20 protein-coding genes are annotated in these 24,589 nt (G+C 71.7%); 11 read left to right on the forward strand and 9 right to left on the reverse strand.

Features of this window, described 5'->3' with window-relative positions:
- Positions 1-241 precede the first annotated feature (241 nt).
- The 4 genes from lipB to OHT61_RS09090 all read left to right on the forward strand — a co-directional run bounded on the left by lipB (position 242) and on the right by OHT61_RS09090 (position 3,367).
- On the forward strand, positions 242-1,054 hold the full coding sequence (lipB, locus tag OHT61_RS09075; protein WP_329036678.1) for a lipoyl(octanoyl) transferase LipB: 813 nt from the start codon (positions 242-244) through the stop codon (positions 1,052-1,054).
- A 135-nt stretch (positions 1,055-1,189) separates the two neighbouring features.
- On the forward strand, positions 1,190-2,158 hold the full coding sequence (lipA, locus tag OHT61_RS09080; protein WP_329036680.1) for a lipoyl synthase: 969 nt from the start codon (positions 1,190-1,192) through the stop codon (positions 2,156-2,158).
- Between the two features lie 270 nt (positions 2,159-2,428).
- A complete protein-coding gene (locus tag OHT61_RS09085) occupies positions 2,429-2,629 on the forward strand; it encodes an SCO2195 family GlnR-regulated protein (protein ID WP_329036682.1) in 201 nt (66 codons plus the stop codon).
- A gap of 30 nt (positions 2,630-2,659) precedes the next feature.
- On the forward strand, positions 2,660-3,367 hold the full coding sequence (locus OHT61_RS09090) for a DUF4191 domain-containing protein (RefSeq protein ID WP_329036683.1): 708 nt from the start codon (positions 2,660-2,662) through the stop codon (positions 3,365-3,367).
- Between the two features lie 190 nt (positions 3,368-3,557).
- Here OHT61_RS09090 and OHT61_RS09095 read toward each other — a convergent pair whose 3' ends face one another.
- On the reverse strand, positions 3,558-4,025 hold the full coding sequence (locus OHT61_RS09095; RefSeq protein WP_329036684.1) for an RDD family protein: 468 nt from the start codon (positions 4,023-4,025) through the stop codon (positions 3,558-3,560).
- Between the two features lie 222 nt (positions 4,026-4,247).
- On the opposite strand from OHT61_RS09095, the gene glnA reads away from it, so the two are divergent.
- Entirely contained in the window at positions 4,248-5,657 is a 1,410-nt protein-coding gene (gene glnA / locus OHT61_RS09100; RefSeq protein WP_329036685.1) for a type I glutamate--ammonia ligase, read from the forward strand.
- Between the two features lie 104 nt (positions 5,658-5,761).
- Here glnA and OHT61_RS09105 read toward each other — a convergent pair whose 3' ends face one another.
- The 4 genes from OHT61_RS09105 to OHT61_RS09120 all read right to left on the reverse strand — a co-directional run bounded on the left by OHT61_RS09105 (position 5,762) and on the right by OHT61_RS09120 (position 9,862).
- A complete protein-coding gene (locus OHT61_RS09105) occupies positions 5,762-7,573 on the reverse strand; it encodes a choline/carnitine O-acyltransferase (protein WP_329036687.1) in 1,812 nt (603 codons plus the stop codon).
- A gap of 48 nt (positions 7,574-7,621) precedes the next feature.
- Positions 7,622-8,428, reverse strand: coding sequence for a class I SAM-dependent methyltransferase (locus tag OHT61_RS09110; protein WP_329036689.1), 807 nt, complete (start codon positions 8,426-8,428; stop codon positions 7,622-7,624).
- A gap of 52 nt (positions 8,429-8,480) precedes the next feature.
- Positions 8,481-9,350 carry a HalD/BesD family halogenase gene (locus OHT61_RS09115; RefSeq protein ID WP_329036690.1) on the reverse strand — a complete coding sequence of 290 codons (870 nt, stop codon included), beginning with the start codon at positions 9,348-9,350 and terminating at the stop codon, positions 8,481-8,483.
- Between the two features lie 242 nt (positions 9,351-9,592).
- Complete coding sequence (locus OHT61_RS09120) at positions 9,593-9,862, reverse strand: hypothetical protein (RefSeq protein WP_329036691.1); 270 nt, start codon at positions 9,860-9,862, stop codon at positions 9,593-9,595.
- A 129-nt stretch (positions 9,863-9,991) separates the two neighbouring features.
- On the opposite strand from OHT61_RS09120, the gene OHT61_RS09125 reads away from it, so the two are divergent.
- Complete coding sequence (locus OHT61_RS09125) at positions 9,992-10,339, forward strand: ArsC/Spx/MgsR family protein (protein ID WP_329043161.1); 348 nt, start codon at positions 9,992-9,994, stop codon at positions 10,337-10,339.
- A gap of 10 nt (positions 10,340-10,349) precedes the next feature.
- Here OHT61_RS09125 and OHT61_RS09130 read toward each other — a convergent pair whose 3' ends face one another.
- The gene (locus OHT61_RS09130) at positions 10,350-11,279 is read right to left on the reverse strand and encodes a Gfo/Idh/MocA family protein (RefSeq protein ID WP_329036692.1); all 930 of its coding nucleotides are present in this window, start codon (positions 11,277-11,279) and stop codon (positions 10,350-10,352) included.
- A 195-nt stretch (positions 11,280-11,474) separates the two neighbouring features.
- Here OHT61_RS09130 and glnII point away from each other — a divergent pair, with 195 nt between their 5' ends.
- From glnII to OHT61_RS09145, 3 genes are all read left to right on the forward strand, one after another.
- The gene (gene glnII / locus OHT61_RS09135; protein WP_329036693.1) at positions 11,475-12,509 is read left to right on the forward strand and encodes a glutamine synthetase; all 1,035 of its coding nucleotides are present in this window, start codon (positions 11,475-11,477) and stop codon (positions 12,507-12,509) included.
- Positions 12,510-12,914: 405 nt separating this feature from the next.
- Positions 12,915-13,526, forward strand: coding sequence for a winged helix-turn-helix domain-containing protein (locus tag OHT61_RS09140; RefSeq protein WP_329036694.1), 612 nt, complete (start codon positions 12,915-12,917; stop codon positions 13,524-13,526).
- A gap of 313 nt (positions 13,527-13,839) precedes the next feature.
- A complete protein-coding gene (locus OHT61_RS09145; protein ID WP_329036696.1) occupies positions 13,840-15,336 on the forward strand; it encodes a DUF1996 domain-containing protein in 1,497 nt (498 codons plus the stop codon).
- Between the two features lie 99 nt (positions 15,337-15,435).
- Here OHT61_RS09145 and OHT61_RS09150 read toward each other — a convergent pair whose 3' ends face one another.
- Positions 15,436-15,912, reverse strand: coding sequence for a hypothetical protein (locus OHT61_RS09150; RefSeq protein WP_329036697.1), 477 nt, complete (start codon positions 15,910-15,912; stop codon positions 15,436-15,438).
- Positions 15,913-16,022: 110 nt separating this feature from the next.
- Between OHT61_RS09150 and OHT61_RS09155 the strand changes: the two genes are divergently transcribed.
- Positions 16,023-17,948 (forward strand): hypothetical protein, encoded by a 1,926-nt coding sequence (locus tag OHT61_RS09155; protein ID WP_329036699.1) that lies wholly within the window; start codon positions 16,023-16,025, stop codon positions 17,946-17,948.
- A 68-nt stretch (positions 17,949-18,016) separates the two neighbouring features.
- Positions 18,017-18,739, forward strand: coding sequence for a TetR/AcrR family transcriptional regulator (locus tag OHT61_RS09160; RefSeq protein WP_329036701.1), 723 nt, complete (start codon positions 18,017-18,019; stop codon positions 18,737-18,739).
- A 4-nt stretch (positions 18,740-18,743) separates the two neighbouring features.
- Here the strand turns inward: OHT61_RS09160 and OHT61_RS09165 are convergent, their stop codons facing one another.
- Both OHT61_RS09165 and pulA read right to left on the reverse strand, forming a co-directional pair.
- Positions 18,744-19,094: a 5-carboxymethyl-2-hydroxymuconate Delta-isomerase gene (locus tag OHT61_RS09165; RefSeq protein WP_329036703.1), complete on the reverse strand. Its 351-nt coding sequence runs from the start codon at positions 19,092-19,094 to the stop codon at positions 18,744-18,746.
- A gap of 159 nt (positions 19,095-19,253) precedes the next feature.
- A complete protein-coding gene (gene pulA / locus OHT61_RS09170; protein ID WP_329036705.1) occupies positions 19,254-24,560 on the reverse strand; it encodes a pullulanase-type alpha-1,6-glucosidase in 5,307 nt (1,768 codons plus the stop codon).
- Between the last annotated feature and the right edge of the window lie 29 nt (positions 24,561-24,589).

A 24,589-nucleotide genomic window follows, 5' to 3' on the forward strand; every position in this document is an offset into this window, starting at 1 on the left:
AGCCCGTTATGGAACGGCGCGAATTTAGCCGCCCCGGCGGCGGTCCCAGCGCCGTTCGCTCCACGTTCATCCGATCGTGTGAGGATTGCCCGGATCGCTGACGAATGCGCCCGCGTACGGCCTGCCGGACCCGGCGTCCGGCACCGGTCGTACAGTGGCCGGGGGCGCACATCAGTGCATGGTGACGTGGTTCCGGGGACACCCCCCGGCCCCGCGGCACCGCGAGTAGGGAGGCACCCGAGTGAGTGAGCTGCGGTTCGTCCGTCTGGGATTCGGCGATGAGGCCGTCGACTACCAGGAGGCCTGGCAGAAGCAGCGCGAGGTGCACGCCGCACGGTTCGAGGACACCGTCCCCGACACCTGCCTGCTCCTCGAGCACACGTCCGTCTACACGGCGGGCCGGCGCACGACGGAGAGCGAGCGCCCGCTGGACGGTACGCCCGTCATCGACGTCGACCGCGGCGGGAAGATCACCTGGCACGGCCCCGGGCAGCTCATCGGATACCCGATCCTGAAGCTCCCCCGCCCGGTGGACGTGGTCGCCCACGTGCGCCGGCTGGAGGACGCGCTGATCCGCACGGCCGCCGAGTTCGGCCTGGAGACCAGCCGGGTGGAGGGCCGCAGCGGAGTCTGGGTGCTCGGCGACCCGGTCGAGGAGCGCCCGGCCCTCGGCGGACTGTCCCTGGACTTCGACCCCCGGCTGCACGACGAGGAGTTCGACCCCCGGCTGAACGGCCCCGAGTACGCGCCGTCCAACGCGGGCCAGCGCCGGGAGGACCGCAAGCTCGCGGCGATCGGCATCAGGGTCGCCAAGGGCGTCACGATGCACGGCTTCTCGCTGAACGTGAACCCGGACAACACGTCCTTCGACCGGATCGTGCCGTGCGGCATCCGGGACGCGGGGGTGACCTCGCTCGCGTACGAGCTGGACCGCGAGATCACGATCGACGACGTCCTGCCGGTCGCCGAGCGGCACCTGCGCGAGATCCTGGAGAACGCGGAGCCCGCGCCGCGCGTGGTCGCCGCCCCCGAGAACGCCGTCGCGCCCGCCTGAGACGGTCCCCACAGGCCCGCCGGGAATAGGGCCTCTCGGCCACAGGTTGGGCAGACGTAAGACCGTTCTAACCACGGGCGTACCCTGGTGTTTACCGAAGATTCCAATGCAGTGAGAGCTAAGGGGAGTGCCGGAGTGTCCGCTGTCGCACCCGACGGGCGCAAGATGCTGCGCCTCGAGGTCCGGAACAGCCAGACCCCCATCGAGCGCAAGCCCGAGTGGATCAAGACCCGGGCGAAGATGGGCCCCGAGTACAACCAGCTGCAGAAACTCGTGAAGAGCGAGGGACTGCACACGGTGTGCCAGGAAGCCGGCTGCCCCAACATCTTCGAATGCTGGGAGGACCGCGAGGCCACCTTCCTCATCGGCGGGGACCAGTGCACGAGGCGCTGCGACTTCTGCCAGATCGACACGGGGAAGCCGCAGGCCCTCGACCGTGACGAGCCCCGCCGCGTGGGCGAGTCCGTGGTCACGATGGACCTGAACTACGCCACCATCACCGGCGTCGCCCGCGACGACCTGGAGGACGGCGGTGCCTGGCTGTACGCGGAGACCGTGCGCCAGATCCACGCGCTGACGGCGGAGCGGGAGGCGGGCGCGACCAAGGTCGAGCTGCTGATCCCCGACTTCAACGCCGAGCCCGAGCAGCTGGCCGAGGTCTTCTCCTCGCGCCCGGAGGTGCTCGCGCACAACGTCGAGACGGTGCCGCGGATCTTCAAGCGCATCCGCCCCGGCTTCCGTTACGAGCGTTCCCTGGAAGTCATCACGCGGGCCCGCGAGGCCGGCCTGGTGACCAAGTCCAACCTGATCCTCGGCATGGGCGAGACCCGCGAGGAAGTCAGTGAGGCGCTCCAGGACCTGTACGACGCGGGTTGCGAGCTCATCACGATCACGCAGTACCTGAGGCCCTCCGTCCGGCACCACCCGGTCGAGCGCTGGGTGAAGCCGCACGAGTTCGTGGAGCTCAAGGACGAGGCCGACGCGATCGGTTACTCCGGTGTCATGTCGGGTCCGCTGGTGCGGTCGTCGTACCGCGCCGGACGCCTCTTCCAGCAGGCGATCGAGCGCCGCGGTGCCACCGCGGCGTCCACACCCTCGGTGTGAATCGCCGCACAAGTCATTACTGAACAGTAATAGCCGCGACGACGCGGTCCGTACGTCCCCCGCAGGTCGGGGGCCCGTATGGGCCGCGTCGACGTGCGCGGCGCCGAAATCAGAGTTTCATTGGTGTTTGACCGACCGGTCATGCACTGGTAACACCGAGCAGTGACCCTAGGTACATACGCGGTGGCTCCCGTGGCCACCGCCGTCATTGCTTCCCGCTACTCAGTGCGCGCCGGGTGCGCGCATCCGCTCCGAGGGGGAACGTCCACGATGCACGCCGCGCCGGTTCGAGCCAACACGATCCCGACCGTCACCACCGCACTCCGCGCCGTCGAGTCGCTGCTCCTCAGCAGCGGCCAGCGCACCGCCCGCCGGAACGCCTGGACGGCGGTCCTCGAGGACCGCCGCAGGGCGCAGGACCGGGTCGAGGCGGAGCACGTGCTGAAGGCTGTGGCCGACCACCGTTCCTAGGTCACCTCCGGGCCACGTAAACTTCGCTGCATGGCGAGGAAGGCAAACACTGACGGCGCGGACAGCGCCGAGAACGCGGGGCGGCTCAAGCAGATCGCCCTGACCTACAAGATGACCAGGCGGTCGGACCCGAAGGTGGGTCTCGTCGTCGCGGGTGTGGGAATCATCACCTTCGGTGTCCTCCTCGCCATCGGTTTCGTGATCGGTCACCCGGTCTACGCGGGCATCCTGGGCTTCGTACTGGCATTCCTCGCGATGGCGATCGTCTTCGGGCGCCGCGCGGAGCGGGCGGCCTTCGGGCAGATGGAGGGACAGCCGGGGGCCGCGGCCGCGGTGCTGGACCGCGTCGGCCGTGGCTGGACCACGACTCCGGCGGTCGCGATGAACCGGAGCCAGGACGTCGTCCACCGGGCGGTCGGCAAGGCGGGGATCGTGCTCGTGGCCGAGGGCAACCCGAACCGGGTGAAGAGCCTCCTGGCCGCGGAGAAGAAGCGCATGGCCCGCATCGTGGTCGACGTGCCCGTGCACGACATCATCGTCGGCGACGGCGAGGGGCAGGTGCCGCTGAAGAAGGTGCGCACCAGGATGCTGAAGCTCCCCCGGGTCCTCACCGGCCCGCAGGTGACCGCGGCCAACGACCGGCTGCGCGCGATGGGCGACCTGATGAGCAACATGCCGCTGCCGAAGGGCCCGATGCCGAAGGGCATGCGGATGCCGCGCGGCGGAAAGATGCGCTGACGCCGCGGAAGCGTGGAACGGCGCGGCCCCGGACGAGATCTCGTCCGGGGCCGCGCCGTTTCGTCGTTCCTCGTGCATCCGCGTCCTGGGCCCGGCCGACAGGCGCCGTCGCCCCGGAACGCGCCCCACGCATCCGCCGGCGCCGGAGAACGGCGCGCCCGCGCACCCGGGTGTCCGGGATGCGGACGGCTCAGATGCGGACCTGCACCGCGCGCGTCAGACGGTCGTGGAGACCCCGGCTGTCGCGGTCCCAGACGATGGCCGGGATGACCAGGAGGAGCAGCACGCTCCGCAGGGCGACCCGCGGGAACCCGAGCCGCCCGCCGTCCTCGGCGACGACCCGCAGGCCCATGATCCGCTTGCCCGGGGTGGAACCGATGGTTCCGACCGTCAGCAGACTCATGACGAGGAAGACGCCGAGCGCCCAGTTCCCCGCCACCTGCTGATCACCGCGAGCGAGCAGGCCGTATGCGATCACCATGCACACGATCCAGTCGATGAAGAGCGCCCCGAAACGCCTGCCGAGCGGGGCGATCGACCCCGGGCCCTCCTGGGGCAGACCGAGGCGCTCGCCGCGGTAACCGAAGTCGGCGCCCATCTCCTCGGCCGCCGCGCGCGGCCCCGAGAGCCACGATCCGATTGCTTGCCTGTTGTCCACCCGACCACGGTACTGCGCCCACGTTTGCACCTGGCCGGGCGGGGCACGGAACACGTCGCCGAGGTGCCGCGGGCAACCGGGCTGGTTAACTTGTGCGAAACAAATGGGTCATGCTGGAGAAATCCCTTCTGCCTATGGTCGGGTCCAGCGTGTGCCACCGCACTGGCCACACAGACGAGCTGCAACCCCGCCCTTTCCCGGGCCGGGAGTAGGAGGAGTTGGATGTTCCAGAACGCCGACGAAGTCCAGAAGTACATCGCCGACAACGACGTCAAGTTCGTCGACGTCCGGTTCTGCGACCTGCCGGGTGTGATGCAGCACTTCACGATCCCCGCGGCGTCCTTCGACCCGTCCGAGGAACTGGCATTCGACGGCTCGTCGATCCGTGGCTTCCAGGCCATCCACGAGTCCGACATGGCGCTGCGCGCGGACCTGTCGACGGCCCGTGTCGACCCGTTCCGGCGCGACAAGACCGTGAACATCAACTTCTTCATCCACGACCCGATCACCGGCGAGCAGTACAGCCGTGACCCGCGGAACGTCGCGAAGAAGGCCGAGGCCTACCTCGCCTCCACCGGTGTCGCCGACACCGCCTACTTCGGCCCCGAGGCCGAGTTCTACGTCTTCGACAACGTCCGCTTCCAGACGTCGGCGAACGAGAGCTTCTACCACATCGACTCCGAGGCCGGCGCCTGGAACACCGGTGCGGTCGAGAACAACCGCGGTTACAAGGTCCGCTACAAGGGCGGCTACTTCCCGACCCCGCCGGTCGACCACTTCGCGGACCTGCGCGCCGAGATCTCCATGGAGCTGGACAAGAACGGCCTCCAGGTCGAGCGCCAGCACCACGAGGTCGGCACCGCGGGCCAGGCCGAGATCAACTACAAGTTCAACACGCTGCTCGCCGCGGCCGACGACCTGATGCTCTTCAAGTACATCGTGAAGAACGTCGCCTGGCGCAACGGCAAGACCGCGACCTTCATGCCGAAGCCGATCTTCGGTGACAACGGCTCGGGCATGCACGTCCACCAGTCCCTGTGGTCCGGCGGCTCCCCGCTGTTCTACGACGAGCAGGGCTACGCGGGCCTCTCGGACATGGCGCGCTACTACATCGGCGGCATCCTGAAGCACGCCCCGTCGCTGCTCGCGTTCACCAACCCGACCGTGAACTCCTACCACCGTCTGGTGCCCGGCTTCGAGGCCCCGGTCAACATGGTGTACTCGCAGCGCAACCGCTCCGCCGCGATGCGCATCCCGATCACGGGCTCGAACCCGAAGGCCAAGCGCGTCGAGTTCCGCGCGCCGGACCCGTCCTCGAACCCGTACCTGGCGTTCTCGGCCCTGCTGATGGCCGGCCTCGACGGTGTCAAGAACAAGATCGAGCCGCCGGAGCCGATCGACAAGGACCTCTACGAGCTGGCTCCCGAGGAGCACGCGGGTGTCCAGCAGGTCCCGACCTCGCTGCCCGCCGTCCTCGACGCCCTCGAGGCCGACCACGAGTACCTCCAGGCAGGCGGCGTCTTCACGCCCGACCTGATCGAGACGTGGATCGACTACAAGCGCACGAACGAGATCGCCCCGATCCAGCTGCGCCCGCACCCGCACGAGTTCGAGCTGTACTTCGACCTCTAGGCGGTCCGGGAGCGTGAGCTCCCCCGTCGCCGAAGGGCCGCCGTCCCGTACGGGACGGCGGCCCTTCGGCGTGCGCGGCCGGGAGCCGGTCCCGCCCGACGTGATCAGTCCGCCAGCAGCTCCCGCAGTTCGGTGACCGCCTCGCGGAGCCGGTCGGCGAAGGCGTGCATCTGGCCGGCGACCGTGCGCGGGGTGCTCAGGTACAGGTTGAAGCGCTGCGGCAGCAGGACGTAGGCCACGCCGATGCAGCGGCTGCTCGTGGAGCCGAACCCGAAGTACTGGATGTTCTCGGACGGTGCCGAGCTGGTGCTCAGGTAGTCGTCCCGCATGACCGTCCAGCCCGGGGAGCGGTACAGGGAGGGCTGTTCGCCGACGCCGAGCTCCTCGCCCCGGCGGCGCTGGATCAGCTCCAGTTCCCAGAGGTGCTGCTCGGGCGCGTCGCCGGCCTGGCACTCCTTGGCCCGGGCGACGTGGGCCGCGGCGGCGGCCCGGAACGCGGCGCGGCGGGCGTCGCGGTCAGCGACGGGGTCCTCCATCGCGGCGACGAAGGCCGGCATCTCGGGGGTCACGACCCGCATGGCCTCGGTGCGGCCGTGGCGGAACTGCCGGGTGGCGATGGACTCGTACGTCGCCCCCAGATGCCCCTTGGCGCGCTGGTGGGCCAGTTGGTAGGCCACCTGCACGAAGGCGTCCGGGGACACCCCGAGCGCCTTGGCCGCCGTGCTGCCGAAGTCGTCGAAGGACACCGTGGTGGTGGCGGTGTCCCGCCCGTACGCGGCGAACGCGTCGGCGGCGGTGCGCACCTGGGCCCTCAGCGCCTCGTCCAGTTCGAGAGCGAGCGGCTGCGGGACCGGCTGCCCCTGGGGCCGTGCGCCGGAGCGGCGGGAGTGCTCCTCGGGCGGGGTGCCGAGCAGCGCGTCGGTGAAGCTGAGGATCGTCGTCCCGTCCAGCTCGCAGTGCTCGACGTTGATCCCTGCCCGGCCGTCCGCGTACACGACGAAGGAGACGGCCTTGTCGAACCACCGGTTCCCCCGGTCGCCGTACAGCAGTTCGTCGCAGGTCTCCTGGATGTCCCCGGGTGCGAAGTCCTCCAGGCAGACGCAGAAGAGCGCGGTCTCGATGTCGTCCAGCGCCGTGGCGTTGCCCGGGCCCGCCGCAGTGAGTTCCTGGCGCGCGGCCGCCCATTCGGCCCGGGCCAGGGTGGTGAGGTGTCCCGCCCGGTCCTCCTCGGCCGTGTGGACGTCGGCCTTGGTCACCGCGCGCAGCCCGGCCTCGATCTCGTCGAGGCTGTGGGGGACGCCGTCGGGGCCGATGACGTCCAGCCGGAACATGGTGCCGCGGAAGAGGACGACGATGTGCCGGGCCGTGGAGGGGCCGGGAGCCTGCTCGCTGTACGGGGCGCGCACGGTGTCCAGCGGCACTCCGGGGATGCGCGTGGTGGAGAAGAGGTACTTGTTCTGGACCATGGACTGCGGAACTCCGCGCTGCTCCACCGGGGCCACGAGCCCCTCGTCGAGACGCCGCTTGTAGTGGAGCGCCCCGGCGACGAGTCCGGCCGCACGGTCGAGCTGTCCCTCGCCGGTGTCCTGGAAGAGGAAGAAGAAGTTGGCGTTCAGCGCGATGCGGTCCCGGCGTCCGAGGTAGCGGTAGGGCCAGAAGGTGTCGAGCCAGCTGTGCACCCCCTCCGTCGCGTCGTACTCCTCCAGCGCCGCGTGCAGGGTCCGGCCCGGGCCGCCGGGCCGCAGGAAGGCGGCGACCTCGGCCTCGGTGGCCGCCCGCTCCTCCTCGGTCAGCAGGGGGGCGCACCAGGCGAGGAACCTCTCGCAGCTCGCCTCCAGCGTGGGCAGCGGCACCTTCGGCAGGCTGCCCTCACGGGCGAAGGTCGCTGCGGTCGCTGCTTCCTGACGGACGTTCAATGCGGCTCTCTTCTCGTTGAGTAGGGCGGGAACGGGATCTGCGGGGGTCTAGCGGTTCCGGGGCGTGGAGAGGTGGAGCCGGGCGTAGAGCCAGCCATCCTCCTCCAGTCCGCTCGCGTCCACCTCGGCCTCGGCCATGCCGTCCAGGACCCGTCGGCGTTCCTGGGGCCCCGCGAACCGTCGCTGCCTGAAGACCCCGTCGACGGTGATCGTGCGGTAGCCCAGGTCGGCCAGGGCCTGTTCGACGGGGTCGAAGGGGAACATGCGCAGGACGAAGTGCGCCATCCAGGGGAGGCGGCCGTCCTGCGCGCGGACGACGCGGACGAGCGTCCGTTCGGTGACGTAGCCGATGCATCCGGTCGAGATCACCAGGTCGGTGCCGGCGAGCCGGGCGCGCTGCTCCGGGGTGGGGTCGTGGGTCTCCAGGTCGGCGTGGACGGTGTCGTCGAGGAAGCCGGCCTCGCGGGCGTAGGCCAGGGCGGCGGTGGAGGCGTCCAGGCCGGTGAACCGCAGTGCGTTCGCGGGGCTGCGGGAGCGGGAGAGCTCCTGGTCGCGCGCCAGGAGCCCTTCGCGCGTGGCGGGGCCGGTGCCGTCGTAGCGGGCGTAGAGCTCGTCCATCGTGAGGTCGTAGTTGAGCAGGGCCGCGTTGATCCCGTACGAGCACCCGATGTCCAGCACCCGGGGGGCAGCGACCCCCTCGGTCTCCCGGTACTCCTTGACGAGCTTCTCGAAGTAGGGCTTGGCCAGTTGGGGCACGCAGTAGCCGAGGGGGCGCAGTTCCTGGAAGTAGCTCCGGGGGTCGGGGGCGGTGTAGATGTGGTCCAGCGAGACTTTTCCGGTCGCGTCGAGGCGCAAGGGGCTTCTCCTTGGTGGATCGCGTGGCGGGGACCTGGGCCGGAGAAGTCCGTCAGTCCAGCAGCCGGTCCCCCCGCACCGCCCGGCCCTCCGCGGCCAGGTGTTCGGGCAGTACGCGGCCGAAGAGCTGCCTGGTGCGGGCCACGCTCCCGATGACCCCGGGGCGCTCGCTGTAGGCGAAGATCGCGCTGTGCCGCGCACGGCCGCCCCGCACGGGGCTGACCCGGTGCAGCGAGTAGCGGCCCATGAACAGCTGGAGGTCGCCCGGCCTCAGGGGGAGGCGCCGGGTCAGCGGTCCGCCGCGGCCGTCGAGGACGTCCCGTACGTCGTCGAAGCACTCGTCGTCCGCGGACCGGATGTGCGGGCAGTACTCGAAGTCGCCGCCGCTCTCGGCCTCCTGGGTCAGCATGCTGACGGTGTACTCGTTGGTGTCGAAGTGCCAGGGGTGCTCCATTCCCGGGCGTACGACGTTGAGCACGAGCCCCGACAGCGGGTCGGCGAGCTCGTGCAGGCGGGGCAGCGCGAAGCAGTCGGCCACGAAGCGCTGGAACAGCTCGTGGCCGTAGAGGCGGGCGATGAGGGCGTCCGCGGGCACCCGGTCGCGGGCGACGAAGGCGTTGCCGCGCTGGAAGGTGCGCCTGCCGGGGTGGTCCTCGGGCAGTTCGGCGTCCACGTCGATGTTGTAGACGTTCACCGTCTCCGTGTCGAAGTACGCCTGCGGGGCGATGGCGGCGCATTCCCGCCGCAGGGTCTCGTGGAGCGCGGGCCGGACGAAGTCGGGGAGCACGGTGCAGCCGGCCGCGGCCAGTTCGCCGCGCGCCCGCTCGACCACGGCCGCGCGTTCGGTGCTCTCCGGGTCCGACAGGGGGTAGCGGTCCGTGTCGACCACCTGGTCGAGCGTGATGGCTTGCAGAGTGCTCATTCGACCCTCTCCACGCGCGCGTCGCGACTGGATGTCGTCAACTCGACTCATGAGTAGCAGAGTTGAAGTTCCCACAGCGCTGCCGCTCTGTCTGTGACACGTCACACTTCCCCGAGGGGTGTGGATCACCACGGCGGCGTCCGCGCCGTATACGGAAGGGCGCGGTCTGCCGCCCTGTCGGGCGAACCGCACACCCGTGCCCCCGAACACGTCCGGGGGCACGGGTGGCACGGGCGGTGGCGTCAGCGGCCGTAGCGGATCAGGGCGCGGACCATGCGGCAGGTGGTGTCGGACGGCGGGTGGATGGCGAGACGGCCGGCCGTCTCGCGTATCCGGTCGTTGTCGGCGCTCGACGGGTGGTGGACACCGGTGTCGAGCAGGGCGATCGCCAGGCGCATGGCCTTGAGGCGACGGTTGTGCGAGACGTACCACTCGCGAGGCCGGCCCGCGGGCAGCGGCTTCTTGCGCAGTGGCGTGTGGAGCGGCTCGGTCGTGACTGTGGCGACGGCCATCGGCAACCTCCTGGCACGGTGGTGGAACCCTCACGAACTCCCTCCATTTTACTGCCCCGCACTGACAATCGCCCCTGGCCAGAGGGCTTTTCGGGGTCACTCCCGTACCCTGGGCCCCATGGAGTCTGGATCAATCCCGCCTGTTCCAAGTGCCGCAGCGCGGTGAGCCTGCTCGACGCGGAGGGCGCCGACTACACCGTCCGCCGCTACCTGGAGGACGTACCCTCCCCCGAGGAGATCCGGGACGTGCTCGGCCGCCTCGGGCTGGAGCCGTGGGACATCACCCGCACCGGGGAGGCCGAGGCGGTGGAGCTCGGGATCGAGGAGTGGCCGAGGGAGCCCGGTTCGCGCGAGCGGTGGATCGCGGCGCTGGCCGGGCACCCCCGGCTGATCCAGCGCCCGATCATCACCTCCGAGGACGGGACCGCCGTGGTGGCCAGGTCCGACGAGGCCGTCCGGGACGCGCTCGGGCGCTGAGCCGCCGGGGTCAGGCGCGTACCCGCGCGAGCTGCTCCTCGGCACGGGCGAGCACCTCGGTGAGCCGCAGCCCGAACCGTACGTCGCAGGGGTGCGCCACACCCGTACGCGCCGCCTCCGCGAGCGCGTCCACGGCGATCCGGAAGGCGTCGCGGGCGTCCACCGCGTCCGCGGGCAGGCTGGACACTCCGGCCTCTCCCCGGACCTCCAGCTCGGTCCCGGTCGCTCCCTCCGGCGCGTCCAGCGCGAGCGTCACGGTGCTCGACGCACCGGAGGCGTGGCGCAGGAGCAGATGCGCGGCGTCCGCCGGTCCGGGGACGGCGGTCACCTCCGTCACCTCGCCCAGCACCGGGACGAGGACCGAGAGCGCGTGCGGGCCGACGTCCCAGAGGCCGCCCTTCTCCCGGCGCCAGGGCGAGGCGCCGAACTCGTTGTCCGCGCCCGGGGCGAACAGTGCGCCGATCCACATGGCCCGTGCCGTGAACCAGCCTCCCTCGGCGGCCCGGTCGGCGATCCAGGCGGCGGTGCCCGCGTCGAACCGCATGGTGCAGAAGACCACGGAGGCGACCCCGGCCCGCTCGGCCGCCTCGGCGACCTCGCGCGCGCCCTCGACCGTGGTCGCGACGGGCTTGTCCAGCAGCAGGTGGCGCCCCGCGGCGGCCGCCCGTGCGGCGAGCGGCGCCTGGACGTCCGGCGGCACGGCGAAGGCGAGCGCGTCGCTGCCGGCCAGGAGCGCGTCGAATCCCTCGTCGCCGGTGAAGGCCTGGGTACCGTGCGCCGAGGCGAGCGCCTCCGCGGCTTCGGGGCGCCGTCCCCAGACACCGCTCAGGACGACGTCCGGATGGGAGGCGAGGGCGGGGGCGTGGGTCATGCGGGCCCAGGGGCCGGCGCCGACGAGGCCGATACGCAGCGGTCCGCCGGAGGCGACGTGTGTGTTCATGCTACAAGTGTGCCTGGACGCGGCCGGGCGGCGCGCCCCGCACCCCGTGCGCCGGGGCGGTACGGCGCCCGGCGGAGGATGCGACACCCGGGGGAAACACCGGTAACACGCGGTTCACATACGGGCAACGGACGGGAAATCGCGTCTTGCGAAGCTGCCCACCACAGACCGCAGCACCCGCAAAGGATGGCGTCCGTGACGTTCAAGGCTGAGTACATCTGGATCGACGGCACCGAGCCGACCGCCAAGCTTCGCTCCAAGACGAAGATCATGCCGGGCAGCCCGTCCACGGACGTGGCGGACCTGCCCGTCTGGGGCTTCGACGGTTCGAGCACGAACCAGGCCGAGGGCCACGCGTCCGACCGGGTGCTGAAGCCGGTCTTCACATGCCCGGACCCGATCCGCGGCGGCGACGACGTCCTCGTCCTGTGCGAGGTCTTCGACATCGACATGACCCCGCACGAGTCGAACACCCGCGCGCTCCTGCGTCCGGTCGCCGAGCGGTTCGCCGGGCAGGAGCCGGTCTTCGGCATCGAGCAGGAGTACACCTTCTTCGACGGCCACCGTCCGCTGGGCTTCCCCGAGGGCGGCTTCCCGGCCGCGCAGGGCGGCTACTACTGCGGTGTGGGCGCGGACGAGATCTTCGGCCGCGACATCGTCGAGAAGCACCTCGACAACTGCCTGAAGGCGGGTCTGGCCATCTCCGGCATCAACGCCGAGGTCATGCCCGGCCAGTGGGAGTTCCAGGTCGGACCGGTCTCGCCACTGGAGGTCTCCGACCACCTGTGGGTCGCGCGCTGGCTGCTGTACCGCACCGCCGAGGACTTCGACGTCTCCGCGACGCTGGACCCGAAGCCCGTCAAGGGCGACTGGAACGGCGCGGGCGCGCACACCAACTTCTCGACGAAGGCGATGCGCGAGGGCTACGACGCGATCATCACCGCGGCCGAGTCGCTCGGCGAGGGCTCGAAGCCGATGGACCACGTCAAGAACTACGGCGCGGGCATCGACGACCGCCTGACCGGCCTGCACGAGACCGCCCCGTGGAACGAGTACAGCTACGGCGTTTCCGACCGCGGCGCCTCGGTCCGCATCCCGTGGCAGGTCGAGCAGGACCGCAAGGGCTACATCGAGGACCGCCGCCCGAACGCCAACGTCGACCCGTACGTCGTCACGCGGCTGATCGTCGACACCTGCTGCACCGCGCTGGAGAAGGCCGGCCAGGTCTGATCCCACCGGGGAGCCCGGGTTCGCCGGCCTCCCCGGCACGGTCGTCGAAGGGGCGTCCCCGCGGACGCCCCTCCGGCGTGCCCGGGCTCTCCGCGTCACCGTGAGGCGGCCGGTTGCGCGGGGCAGCGGCGGGACGTCCGGCACGGGTGCCGTATCGACGGGTGAGAGGGCTCTGATGCACAGCCGTAATCTCTGCTTCAATGGGGACATGGCCAGCTTCCAGCACACCGCGTCGGGTCGCAGCGACCTCGAGCCGTTCTGGCCCTCCCGTCAGCACCACGACTTCGACCGGGTGTGTTGCCGCGCGTGGAACGCGCAGGCCCTCTAAAGCCGCCTCACACCGGCCTTCGGCCCGCGCGCACGACGTACGTCCTCGACGACTCCTCGCGCGAAAGAGCTGACCCCATGGCGAACACCCGTACCCTCTCCACCGCGTCCGCCGCCACGGCGGCCTCCGCGGCCTCCACCACCGTCCGCGCCCCCCTCTCCTCCGGCCGTCCCAGGCTGCGCGCCGTCGACCGCGACGAGGTGGTCGAACTCACCGACGTGGCGGGCTTCCTGCCGCCCGGCGCCACCTGGCTGCCCGCGCCCCAGCACACCCTGCCGGCGCTGCCGGGCCGGCCCCCGATGGTCGGCTACCTGGTGCTCGTGCCCGCGGACCAGCAGCCGGCCCTGGCCGGAGCCGTGGCCACCGCGCAGCAGCAGCTCGTGCCGGAGCCGGTGGGTGCTCCCGCGAGCGGCCCCGTGCTGATCGACTCCACACGGCGCACCGCGGCCGTGGACGGCGTGCCGCTGGACCTCACGTATCTCGAATTCGAGCTGCTGGCCCACCTGGTGGCGCATCCGCACCGGGTGCACACCCGTGACCAGCTGGTGACGACGGTCTGGGGCTACGGGCACGTGGGCGACGGGCGGACCGTCGACGTCCACGTGGCCCGCCTGCGCCGCAAGCTGGGCGCGGAGCACCGACGGGCGATCCAGACGGTTCGGCGCGTGGGCTACAAGTACGCGCCCTGATCGCCGGCGCACGCGGCGGGAGGCCCCGGGGACCCGCTCCCCGGGGCCTCCCGCCGTCCCCGTCACCACCATCCGCGCCGCGATCTCCCCGGAGCACGCGGTGGCTGAGGCGACGGGTCCTCAGCCCGCGAACCGCCTTGCGCGTCCTGCCGCAAGGGGTGCGGCCGAGCCGGCAGGTCTCCTGACGGGGTCCCGTGGACGCCGTCCCGGCGTGATCCGCCGGAGGAATTCCCGGCCGGACTGAACGGCTGGGGCTCCCGGTCCGTATGGGACGTCACGCTTCTGACTCGAAGCCCCGAAGCGGAGGAGTTCCATGGGACGCACATCGCGCAAGAAACATTCGACACTGGCCAACCGGGCGATCGTCGCCTCGGCCGCGCTGATCCTGGGTGGAGGTGGGCTGGTCGCCGTCAACGTCTACGCGAGTGCGGGCGAGAGCGGTACCGGCTCGCCCCCCGGTCAGGCTCAGGCGGCGGCTCGCCAGATGTCCACCATCGACTGCCCCGACGCGGGGACAGCCCTCCCCGACGTACCGGAACAGGCGCGGCCGGAGGTCGATCGCGAACTGGCAGCCATGGATACGCAGATCACCGACGCGTACCGGCAGTTCGCGGACCGCAGGGAGCAGATCTCCCGGGATCCCGGCCTCGCGCAGAACGCGGTACTGGGCCCCTTGCAGAGCAAGCGGACGGCCAGCCTCGACCGCATCGGGATCGCCGTGGAGCGGGTGGCGGGTGACCGCCCCCAGGGGCTCGACGGTCTCGCCGGATGCAGCCTGCGCGCGGACGACGAGGACGGCGGCGGGTCCGGAGGCCAGGGCGACGGCCGGAACGGCGGCCAGGGCCCCGGGGAGGGCGCCGACCAGGGCCAGGACGGCGGTCAGGACGGCGGTGACGACCAGGGAGAGGACCAGGGGCAGCAGGGCAACGGCCCCGAGGCCTCCGACTTCGTCGACATCGAGTCGGTCCAGCCCAACGTCGACCGCCCCCGCCTCCGCCGGGGAGCCTCGCGCGGCACGTTCACCACCTCCTGCGGCCGCAACGAGAACGGCAAGTTCAACCCCGACAACGTCATCGCGGCCCCGGGCGTGAGCAACGGCGCCCACCACATGCACGACTACGTCGGGAACCAGGCCACGGACGCCTTCGCCGGCGACGACGACCTGGCGGCCGGCGAGACGACCTGCCGCAACCGCGGCGACCGGTCGACCTACTACTGGCCCGTGCTGCGCCTGCAGAACGGGCAGGACGAGGACGACGTGGCCGCTGACGGCGGCGGCAAGGACCAGAACACCGGGGAGATCCAGACCCCTTCCCAGGTCACGCTGAAGTTCGTGGGCTCCCCCGCCGGGAAGGTCACGGCCATGCCGCGCTTCCTGCGCATCATCACCGGGGACGCCAAGTCGCTCACCAACGGCGACGCCAACGCGAACGCCTCCTGGAGCTGCACCGGATTCGAGAACAGGCAGCTCAAGGACAAGTACCCGATCTGCCCCGAGGGCAGCCAGGTGGTGCGCTCCTTCGCCTTCCAGAGCTGCTGGGACGGCCGGAACACCGACAGCGCCAACCACCGCACGCACGTCGCGTTCGCGCAGGACGACGGGCGGTGCCCCAGCGGCTTCCGGGCCATCCCGCAGCTGGTGCAGCGCATCGTGTACGACGTCCCGCCGGGCCCCGGCTTCGCCGTGGACTCGTTCCCGGAGCAGCTGCACAAACCGATCACCGATCACGGCGACTTCATCAACGTCTTCGACGACCGGCTCATGAAGAAGGTGGTGAGCTGCATCAACGGCGCCCGCAAGTGCCGCTGACGCGGTGACCCCGCCACCCGGGGTCCCCGTCCGGGCCGGGCCGTGAGCCCGGTGGTGTCCGGACGGGGGCCCCGTGGCCGGCCCCCCGGACCTGCGCGGTCAGCTCCCGTGGTGACCGGAGTGCCCGTCCTCGCTCCCCCCACTGCCACCGGTCCCCGAGTGGTGCGGCGAGGCGGTCTCCACCGTCCCCCCGAGCCGGCCGCGCAGCGCCGCGACCACCTCCGGGTCACCGACGGCGACCCATTTGCGGCCGACCAGGTAGGACCCGCCGTAGTCGTTGGCCTCGTTGATCCACTCCCGCTGCCCCCGGTCGGTGGCGAACGTCGCGAGGACGTAACGCCCGTCACCGGTCGTGCAGTTGGCCTGGCGCAGCTCGTCGGCGTCCGTCTGTACGTCGGGCTCGCAGTCCGCCTTCGAGGCCAGCTGCTCGAGTGTCCCCTTCGCGGTCGCCGGGACGTCGGGCCCGTCGTCACCGTCCGCTCCCCCGCCGCAGGCGGTGAGCAGGGCGAACCCGGCCAGCACGGCTGCGGCGGCCCGGGGGGCCCGTACTCGTCGCCACTCCTGCTGTTGCACCATCCGGCCATCGTGCCCCGGTGGTACCACCCGGCGCGGGGAAACCGCGCAACCCGCTCCCGGGGGCGTGCGTGCCGGAGTGACCATCGCACCATTCGCTCGTTCTGCTGAACATGCCCCCACAGCGAGCAGTACCGCCGCCCGCCGGCCGCCCGTTCGCGACACCGGCCGCCTCGGACCGGACCGAGGCCGCGCCCGCCGAGCACTACGCGCGCCTGGTCCGGGTCGCCTACCTCGTGCTGGCCCCCTCGCTGGGCCGCAACCGCCGTGTCGTGTCGGCCCACTGGCTGGCGCAGCGGGCCCTGGCCGCCGGGGAGGGCGCTGACCCGGGCCACGCGTACGCGTACGTACGGCTCCGGGTGGTGCGCTCCGCGCTGGAGGCCGGGCTGCCGTTGCTGCGGTTCGCCCGGCCGCGCCGGGCGCAGTTCCCCCCGCTGGTCCCGCAGGTGTGGGGGCTGCGGCTGTTCCCGCACTCGTGCGGGGCGGAGGAACTGGCCCTGGAGCAGGCGCTGGCCGGCGTCTCGGGGCCCTCCCGGGCCGCACACGTCCTGCGGGGGCTGGAAGGGCTGGACGACGCCGAGGTGTGCGGGGTGCTCGAAGCGGCCGGGGTCGCGGACCCGCGTGCCGCGCTGCTGGAGGCCGACGCGCTCACGGCGCCCTACACCCTGCTCGCCTCACCGGAGTTCGACCCGTGCTCGCTCCAGGTGAGGCCGGCCGACGCGGCCCGGCGCGGCCGGCGCGGGCGGGCCGTCCTCGCGGGGCTCGGGGCCGCGGTGGTCTGCGGGACGCTGATGCTCGCCCCGGGGGACGGGCTGGGCGGCCCGGGCCCCGCCTCCGCGCCGCTCTACTCCCAGCACCACTCCGCCCAGCGGGCGCTGGACCCCGCCGCGTTGCGCAGGGTGCCGGCCGGGCGCTGGCGGGGCTCGGAGCGTACGGACTTCACCGTCTGGCCGACGCGCGGCGACCGCACCGGGGACACCCGGCTGCTGCGCCGCGCCCTCGCCGCGTGGGCGCGGCCGGGCCCCGGGGTGGCCGCGTCCGCCACGCCCGGCACACCCGACGGGCCCCCGATGGGCCCTCCGCAACTGCTCTACGCGGGCGAGGTGGGCCCGGCGGCGGTGGTGATGTTCCACGACGGTCTGCGCGTGGTGCGGTACGCCGAGCCGCGCAACGCCGACCCGGCCGGGGGCGCGGCCCTGGACTTCGCACGGGTCGACGGCGCGGACGCCGTGTCGGCCAGTGCGCTGGTGGTGCAGCGACGGGGCGGGTGGATCCGCTATCTCACCGCGCCCTGGGTGCGCGGGGCCGCCGTACGCGATCTGCTCGCGCCGTTGCGGGCGCCCCGGGTGCTGGCCCTGGACCCGCACGGCGTGACGGGCCCGGTGGCGGCGCCGGAGCCGTCGGAGGACGGCCGGGCGGACTGCCGGTCCTGGCAGGCGCTGGAGGTGCGGGACGGCACGGCGGTGCGGCTGATGACGGACCTCGGCGAGCTCACCCCCGCCCGCCTCACGTCGGGGGCGCCGTCCGCTCCGCACGACGTGTCGGGCCGTGCCGAGCGGGAGAGCTGGGCGCGCACGGCCTGCCTGCTCCCCGCGGTGCGGTCCCACGGCGTCCGCTCGGTGAACTCCTGGGCGTACGCGCGACAGCAGCTCCCGGAGGGGGCGGGAGCCGCTCAGTGGCTGTGCACCAGGGCGGACACCTGGCGGGGCACGGGGAGCAGGGTCCTGGCGCAGTTCCAGGCGCCGCCGGAGCTGTCGGGCGGCGCGGGGGCGCCCGGTGCGGTCGCGGCGCGTGCCGAGGACTCGCCGGACTGCGGGATGCGCAGGCCGCGGGTACTGGCGGGTGTGCTGTGGAAGTCGGACGGCGGCCGGTGGTACGTACTGGCCGCGGGCTCAGGGCAGTTCGCCTCGCTGACGGCGGACGGCGGGGTGCGGGGCCGGACCGACGGGCGGCTGCTGGCGCTCCCGGCCAGGGAGGGTGACCGGGCGCGGCTGGCGGGAGTGCTGGCGGACGGCAGCCGGGTGGGCGCCCTTCGCTGACCGCTCCGGGAAGCCCCTGGTGGAGGTGGCGGACCGGAGCGTGGTCACTCCCCGTTAGGCTGTCCGGCATGACGACCGGTGTGCGGCGCAGGATGGGCGTCGACGAGCGCAGGGCCCAGTTGATCGGCGTCGCGCTGGAGTTGTTCAGCCACCGCTCGCCCGACGACGTGTCGATCGACGAGATCGCCGCGGCGGCCGGCATCTCGCGTCCGCTCGTCTATCACTACTTCCCCGGCAAGCGGAGCCTGTACGAGGCTGCGCTGAAGCGGGCGGCCGACGAGTTGGCGGGCCGTTTCCTGGAGGCGCACGAAGGTCCGCTGGGGGCCAGGCTGATCCGGGTGATGCACCGCTTCTTCGACTTCGTCGAGGAGCACGGGCCGGGCTTCGCCGCGCTGATGCGCGGGGGTCCCGCGGGTGGTTCGTCCACGGCGGACGCCCTCGTCGACGGGGTGCGTCAGGCGGCGTACGAGCAGATCGTCGCGCACCTCGGTGTGCCGTCGCCGCCCGCGCGGCTCGAACTGGTCGTGCGGTCCTGGGTGTCGCTGGCCGAGTCGACGGCGCTGCTCTGGCTGGACGGGAAGCGCGTCCCGCGTGCGGAGCTGGAGTTGCAGCTGGTGCACGACTTCGCGGCGCTCGCGTCGGTGAGCGCCGCGTACGACCAGGAGATGGCCGGGATCATGCTGCGGGTCTTCGCCCAGGAACCGGCGGACGGCCCGTTCGACGAGCTGCTCTCGCGGCTCGCCGCCCTGGCGCCCGCCGTGCCTGTGGTGCCGCCGCAGCGGCGGGCCTGAGGACTCAGCGCTTGGCGTAGGACGGGTCGAGGTCCCTGGTCTCGGCCGAGGTGTGGACGACCAGGCCGTCGGCGGGCTTCAGGTGGCCGGCCAGCAGATCGAGGATCGCCTCGGCCAGCCGCTCCTTGAGCTCGGGGGTGCGGCCGGCCAGCAGCGCGACCTCGACGTGCACGATCGCGTCGCCCGCCGGGGAGTCCCCGACGACCGACTCCTCGACGCGGCGGAAGCGGGTCTTGCAGCTGGGAATCTTCGTGGTGACGGTCTCGGCGACCATCGGGTGGAGGGCGAGGGCGAAGCCGCGTCGGTCGAAGCCGTCGTCGAGCTCGGCGGAGTAGTCGACGGTGATCTGCGGCATGTGGTGCTCCTGAGTGCGGGTGCGAAGGGACTTCCGGACCTCAGCCTTCCCCGGCCGCCCCTCCCGCACAAGCCCGTTCCGGCCGGTGGGACCGGACGAGGACGGCCGGCCCCGCCTCGGCACCCGGAGGGCGGAGGCGGGACCGGCCGGTGCGGGCCGTCAGCGCGCGGAGAACACGGCGACCGTGCGTCCCGGCACGGTGAAGCTGCCCGACGTCCTTTCGTACGAGGACTTCCGGACGGTGGCGTCCGAGCCCGCGGCCTGGACCGGGTGCAGGGCGTAGGACTTTCCGGCCAGGCCGGGGACGGTCTGGCTCCGCGTGTCCGGGGTGGCGTTCAGGACGACGACGAGCCCGCCGAGGCGCATGGTGATGACACCGGGCGTCTCCTCGGTGCCGGAGAGCGGGAAGGACAGGGTGTCCTGCACCTGGGCCGTGGTGGTGAGGCCGAAGTCCCGCTCCGTGGTCCGGATGGTCAGCAGGTCCTGGTACGCGGCGGACGCGCCCGTGATCTCCGCGCACCCGGGGGTGAGCGCGGCGGAGGTCAGCAGCGGCTTGCCGTAGGTCCACTTGTCCTTGTTGTCGGCGGCCGGTGGCAGCCCCCGGCCGAAGCCGTTGCCCTTGCGGCAGTCCCAGTGCAGCGCGTTGAACCAGTCACCGCTGTCGTAGGAGTTGCGGTCCAGCGACTTGGAGCGCAGCAGGTCGGTGCCCGCCTGGGAGAGCGACGGGCCCTGGGAGAGGACGGCGGTCGCCATCGCGACGACCTGCATGCGGGCCCGGTCGGCGGCCGGGGTGTCCGCCGGGAGCTTGAAGGCGAGGGCGTCGTAGAGGGTTTCGTTGTCGTGGGCGTCGGCGTAGGCGAGGGCGTCGCCGGGTGCCGCCGCGTATCCGGCGGGGGCGCCGTTGTAGTCGACCGCCGATCCCTTGACGGTGCGGCCCCGGGTGTCGGTGAAGGTGTAGTCGGCGAGGTTGCCGGTGAGGCCGACCTTGATCAGGTCCTGGTAGTGGAGGAGCCGCGCCTTCTGCTCGGCCTCGGTACCGTTGGCGGCCGAGGTGTTGGGGTCGGTGTAGAGGCCGGAGGCGAAGCCCTGGACCCGGGGGTCCTCGTCGAAGGGGCCGCCGCCGCGCACGGCGTCGCGGGCCCGGTCGGAGAAGGTGGCGACGCCGGTTGTGGCCATGTTCTTCTGGGTGGCCTGGACGAAGCGGGCGTCGTCGGCGATCTCACCGAAGTTCCAGCCCTCGCCGTACAGGATGATCTTCTTGCCGTCGACGCCGTCCTTGGCGGGGGTCAGCTCGTCGAGCGCCTCGCGGACGGCGAGGATGTTGGCCTTGGGGTGGTGTCCCATGAGGTCGAAGCGGAAGCCGTCGACCTTGTACTCCCTGGCCCAGGTCACGACCGAGTCGACGACGAGCTTGCCCATCATCGTGTTCTCGGTCGCGGTGTTGGCGCAGCAGGTCGAGGTGGCGACCGTGCCGTCCTCCAGGAGCCGCTGGTAGTAGCCGGGCACGATCCTGTCGAGGACGGACTTGTCGTCCTGGCCGGCGGCGACGGTGTGGTTGTACACGACGTCCATCACGGTCCGCAGTCCGGCGCCGTTGAGCCCCTGGACCATCCGCCGGAATTCGACGGTGCGCTTCGTCCCGTCGGGGTCGGAGGCGTAGGAGCCTTCGGGGACCGTGTAGTGCAGGGGGTCGTAGCCCCAGTTGAAGCCGTCCTTCGCCGCCGCCTTCGTGACGCAGGCCTGCTGCTCCTCGGAGTCGGGGGCGTACACGGACAGGTCGCAGGCGGGCTGCTGCCGGTCGGACTTCTTCTCCGGGATGGTCCCGATGTCGAAGACGGGCAGCAGGTGCACGTAGCTGGTGCCGGAGTCCGCGAGCTCCTTCAGGTGCTTCATCCCGTCGGAGCGGGTGTCGGTGAAGGCGAGGTACTCCCCGGGGTGCCCGGACGTGGGGTCCGTGATCGAGAAGTCGCGGACGTGCAGCTCCTGGATCTGGGCGTCGCGCAGCGGGACGGCGGCGGGCTTCCTCAGCCGGGACCAGCCGTTGGGCGCGAGCTTCGGGTCGTCGAGGTCGACGACGAGGCTGCGGGCGGAGTCGGTGGTCAGGGCGGTGGAGTAGGGGTCGGTGACCTTGTTGGTGACCAGCTTCTGGACGGTGGGCGCCCAGACCTGGACGGCGTAGCGGTAGGGCTTGCCCGTCCAGGACTTCGTGCCGGTGACCGCCCAGACGCCGGTGCGGTCGTCGCGCCGCATCGGGACGGTCCTGCCGTCGAGTTCGAGGGAGACCGTGCGGGCGGTGGGTGCCCAGACGGACAGCGTCGGGCTGCCCTCGCGGAAGACCGGGCCGAGGGCGGCGCCGCTCGCCGCCTTCCCGTACAGCTCGTCCAGCACTCCGGCGGTCTGGACGCCGGTGGCGGCGAGCAGGGCGCCGTTGGCTGCGCGCTGGGTGGCGATCAGCTGGCCGCGCAGCGACTCACGGACGCGGTCCCGGTCCCGGGTGTCGACGGTGAAGGCCGGATAGTCCTTGAGGTGCGGGTACCTGGCCTTCTGCGCGTCGGTGAGCTCGGTGGCGCCGAGGCGGAGCCACCGCCCCTCGTCGGACAGGGCGCCGTCGACGACGGAGATGCCGCCCTTCTCCGCGTACACGAGCTGCTGGCTGGTGGCTTCGGTGGCCTTCACCTTCCAGACGACGGTGTTCGCGTCGATCCACTGGGCTTCGGCCTTGGCGAGGTCGGGCGCCGGGGCGCCGCCCGTCTGCGGGAGCAGGTAGCCGGGCCGGCCGCCGAGCATCCAGACCTCGTGCCCGTAGGAGGCGATGTCGAGGGACTGGTCGCTGGGGAGGTCCTTCTCGTCGCCCTTGTGGAGGATGTAGCTGAGTGAGGTGGCGCCGTCGGTGAGCGGGACCTCGAAGGTCACGCCGTACGCGTCGGTCCTCACCGGCTGCAGCGGCTTGGCCCAGTCCGTGGGGGCGGCGGCCCCGGTCCAGGTGTGCAGGCCCCAGCCGGCGTAGTCGCCGTCGGCCCGGTGGTAGTGCAGGACGGCCTTGGAGGTGTCCTGGGGAGGGGCTTCGGGGGCCTCGGCGGACTGTTCGTCCTTGCCCTGCTCGATCCAGACCTGGCCGGTCCTCGCGAGGTCGACGGTCCGCTCGGGCCCGTCGGGAGTACCGCCCTTCTCGACGGTGTACGGCACGGTGCTGGCGCCTTCGTCGAGGTCGATCCAGGCGAAGGCGCCGTAGGCGTCCCGTCCGGCGAAGTCCGCGGTCGTGTCCCCGGACTTGAGTTGCCAGCCCTCGTAGTCGCCGTCCGCGCGCTTGTAGTGGACGACGGCCTGGTCGCGGTCGACGGCGACGGGCTTCGGGGCGGGCGGGGCCTGGCCGGCGGCCGTGGAGGCGAGGGCGCTCGCGGTGCGTCCCGCGCGGTCGACGACGACGGCCTTGTAGCGCAGCGGGGTCCCGGCCTTCACCGAGGCGTCCAGGTGCTGGGTGACCTTGTAGGGGGCGTGGTCGGCGGAGCCGAGGGTGGTCCACTTCCCGTCACCGGTCTGTGCGGCGAACACGACGCGGTTCAGGTCGCCGCCGTCGACGTCGGCGCCGATCTCCACGGTGCCGGTCGCTCCGGCGGCCGGTGCCTTCAGGGCGATCGAGGGCTTGGTGGCGGGGGCGCCGAGCGGCTTGTCGGCACGGAGCACGATGCTGGACAGCGCGGGCACGGTGATCTCGACGGCTTTGTCGGCGCCGCTGCGGACGGAGCCGGAACCGCCGTACAGCGTGCGGAAGTTCATGCCGGCCGACTCGGTGGGGAGCTTCACCGTCCGCGCGTCGGCGCTGTTGTTGGACGCGACGAGGTATTCGTACGGGCGCTTGGTGTCCGTACGCGAGAAGGCGTGGACGGAGTCCTTGGCGTAGCGCTCGGTCTGGGTGCCGTCGCGCAGGGCCGGGTGCTCCCGGGTGAGCTTCGAGAGGGCGGCTACGGACCGGTAGAGAGGGTGTGAGGTGTCGTACGCGTCGGACGCGTGGGTGCGGTCGGTGCCGATCTGGTCGTCGTCGAGGTAGTCGGCGGTCTTCGAGGCGAAGAGCGTCTGCCGGGCGTCCTTGTCACCGCCCGCACCGGTGTAGCCCTGCTCGTCGCCGTAGTAGATGACCGGGTTCCCGCGGCCGAGGAACATCAGCTCGTCGGCGAGGCGGGCGCGCTTGAGGAGTTCGGCGTCGCCGGCCTCCGGGTTGTCCTGCTTCAGGAAGGTCCCGATGCGGCCCATGTCGTGGTTGCCGAGGAAGGTCACCTGCTCGTAGGCGTTGGCCCTGTCGCTGGTGTAGCGGTAGTCGTCGGCGTAGACGGCGGCGAGCTTCGAGGCCGGGGCGCCCTGTGAGGCGTACTGCCGGGCGGCTTCCTGGAAGGGGAAGTCGAGGGTGGCGTCGAGACGGCCCCGGGTGACGTACGGCGAGGTGATCGCGGTGTCGGCGGAGTAGACCTCGCCGAACATGAAGAAGTCGTCCCGGCCGCGCTCGGCCGCGTAGTCGTCGAGCGCGGTCGCCCACCGGGTCCAGAAGTCCAGGTCGACGTGCTTGACCGTGTCGATGCGGAAGCCGTCGATGCGGAAGTCGCGGACCCACTTCTCGTAGATCTTCTCCATGCCGGAGACGACCTCGGGGCGCTCGGTCCACAGGTCGTCGAGACCGGAGAAGTCGCCGTACTCGGTGGACTCGCCGGCATAGGTCGAGTCACCCCGGTTGTGGTACATCGTGGTGTCGTTGAGCCAGGCCGGGACCTTCTTCCCCTTGTTCTCGGGGGTGTAGGGGAACGAGTCGGCGTCCACCTCCGCCATGCCCCCGGCGTCGTCGAACGGACGCCCGTCCTCGTCGAGATAGGGGAAAGCGCCCTTGGGCTTGTAGGCGTACTTCTTCTCGGCGTAGTCGACGGTGTCGGCCGTGTGGTTGGTGATGACGTCGAAGAAGACCTTCATGCCCTTGCCGTGGGCCTTGTCGATCAGCTTCGTGAGATCGGCGTTCGTCCCGAAGTGCGGGTCGACCTGGGTGAAGTCGGTGATCCAGTAGCCGTGGTAACCGGCCGAGGCGTTGTCCCCGGTGCCCTGCACGGGCCGGTTCTTGAAGATCGGCGCGAGCCAGATCGCGGTGGTACCGAGGCCCTTGACGTAGTCGAGCCGCTGGGTGAGGCCCTTGAGGTCGCCGCCCTGGTAGAACCCCTTGTCCGTGGGGTCGAAGCCCGTCTCCAGCCGCGAGCCGGTGAGACCGCCCCGGTCGTTGGAGGTGTCTCCGTTCGCGAACCGGTCGGGCAGCACGAAGTAGAACTGCTCGCGGGTCAGGTCGTGCCTGGCCGGCTCCTTCGCGAGCTTCGCGTCCGAGGGCGGGGACGGCGGTCCGGGCGCGGCGGACGCGGAGGCCGCCGGTACGACGGGCAGCAGCGCCGCGCACAGTGCGGCGACGGCTCCCCGGCGGAGGGTGGTTCGGGACACGGGAAGGTACTCCTCGGCTTCGGGGATCG

The organism is Streptomyces sp. NBC_00178, from assembly GCF_036206005.1.
GTDB lineage: Bacteria > Actinomycetota > Actinomycetes > Streptomycetales > Streptomycetaceae > Streptomyces.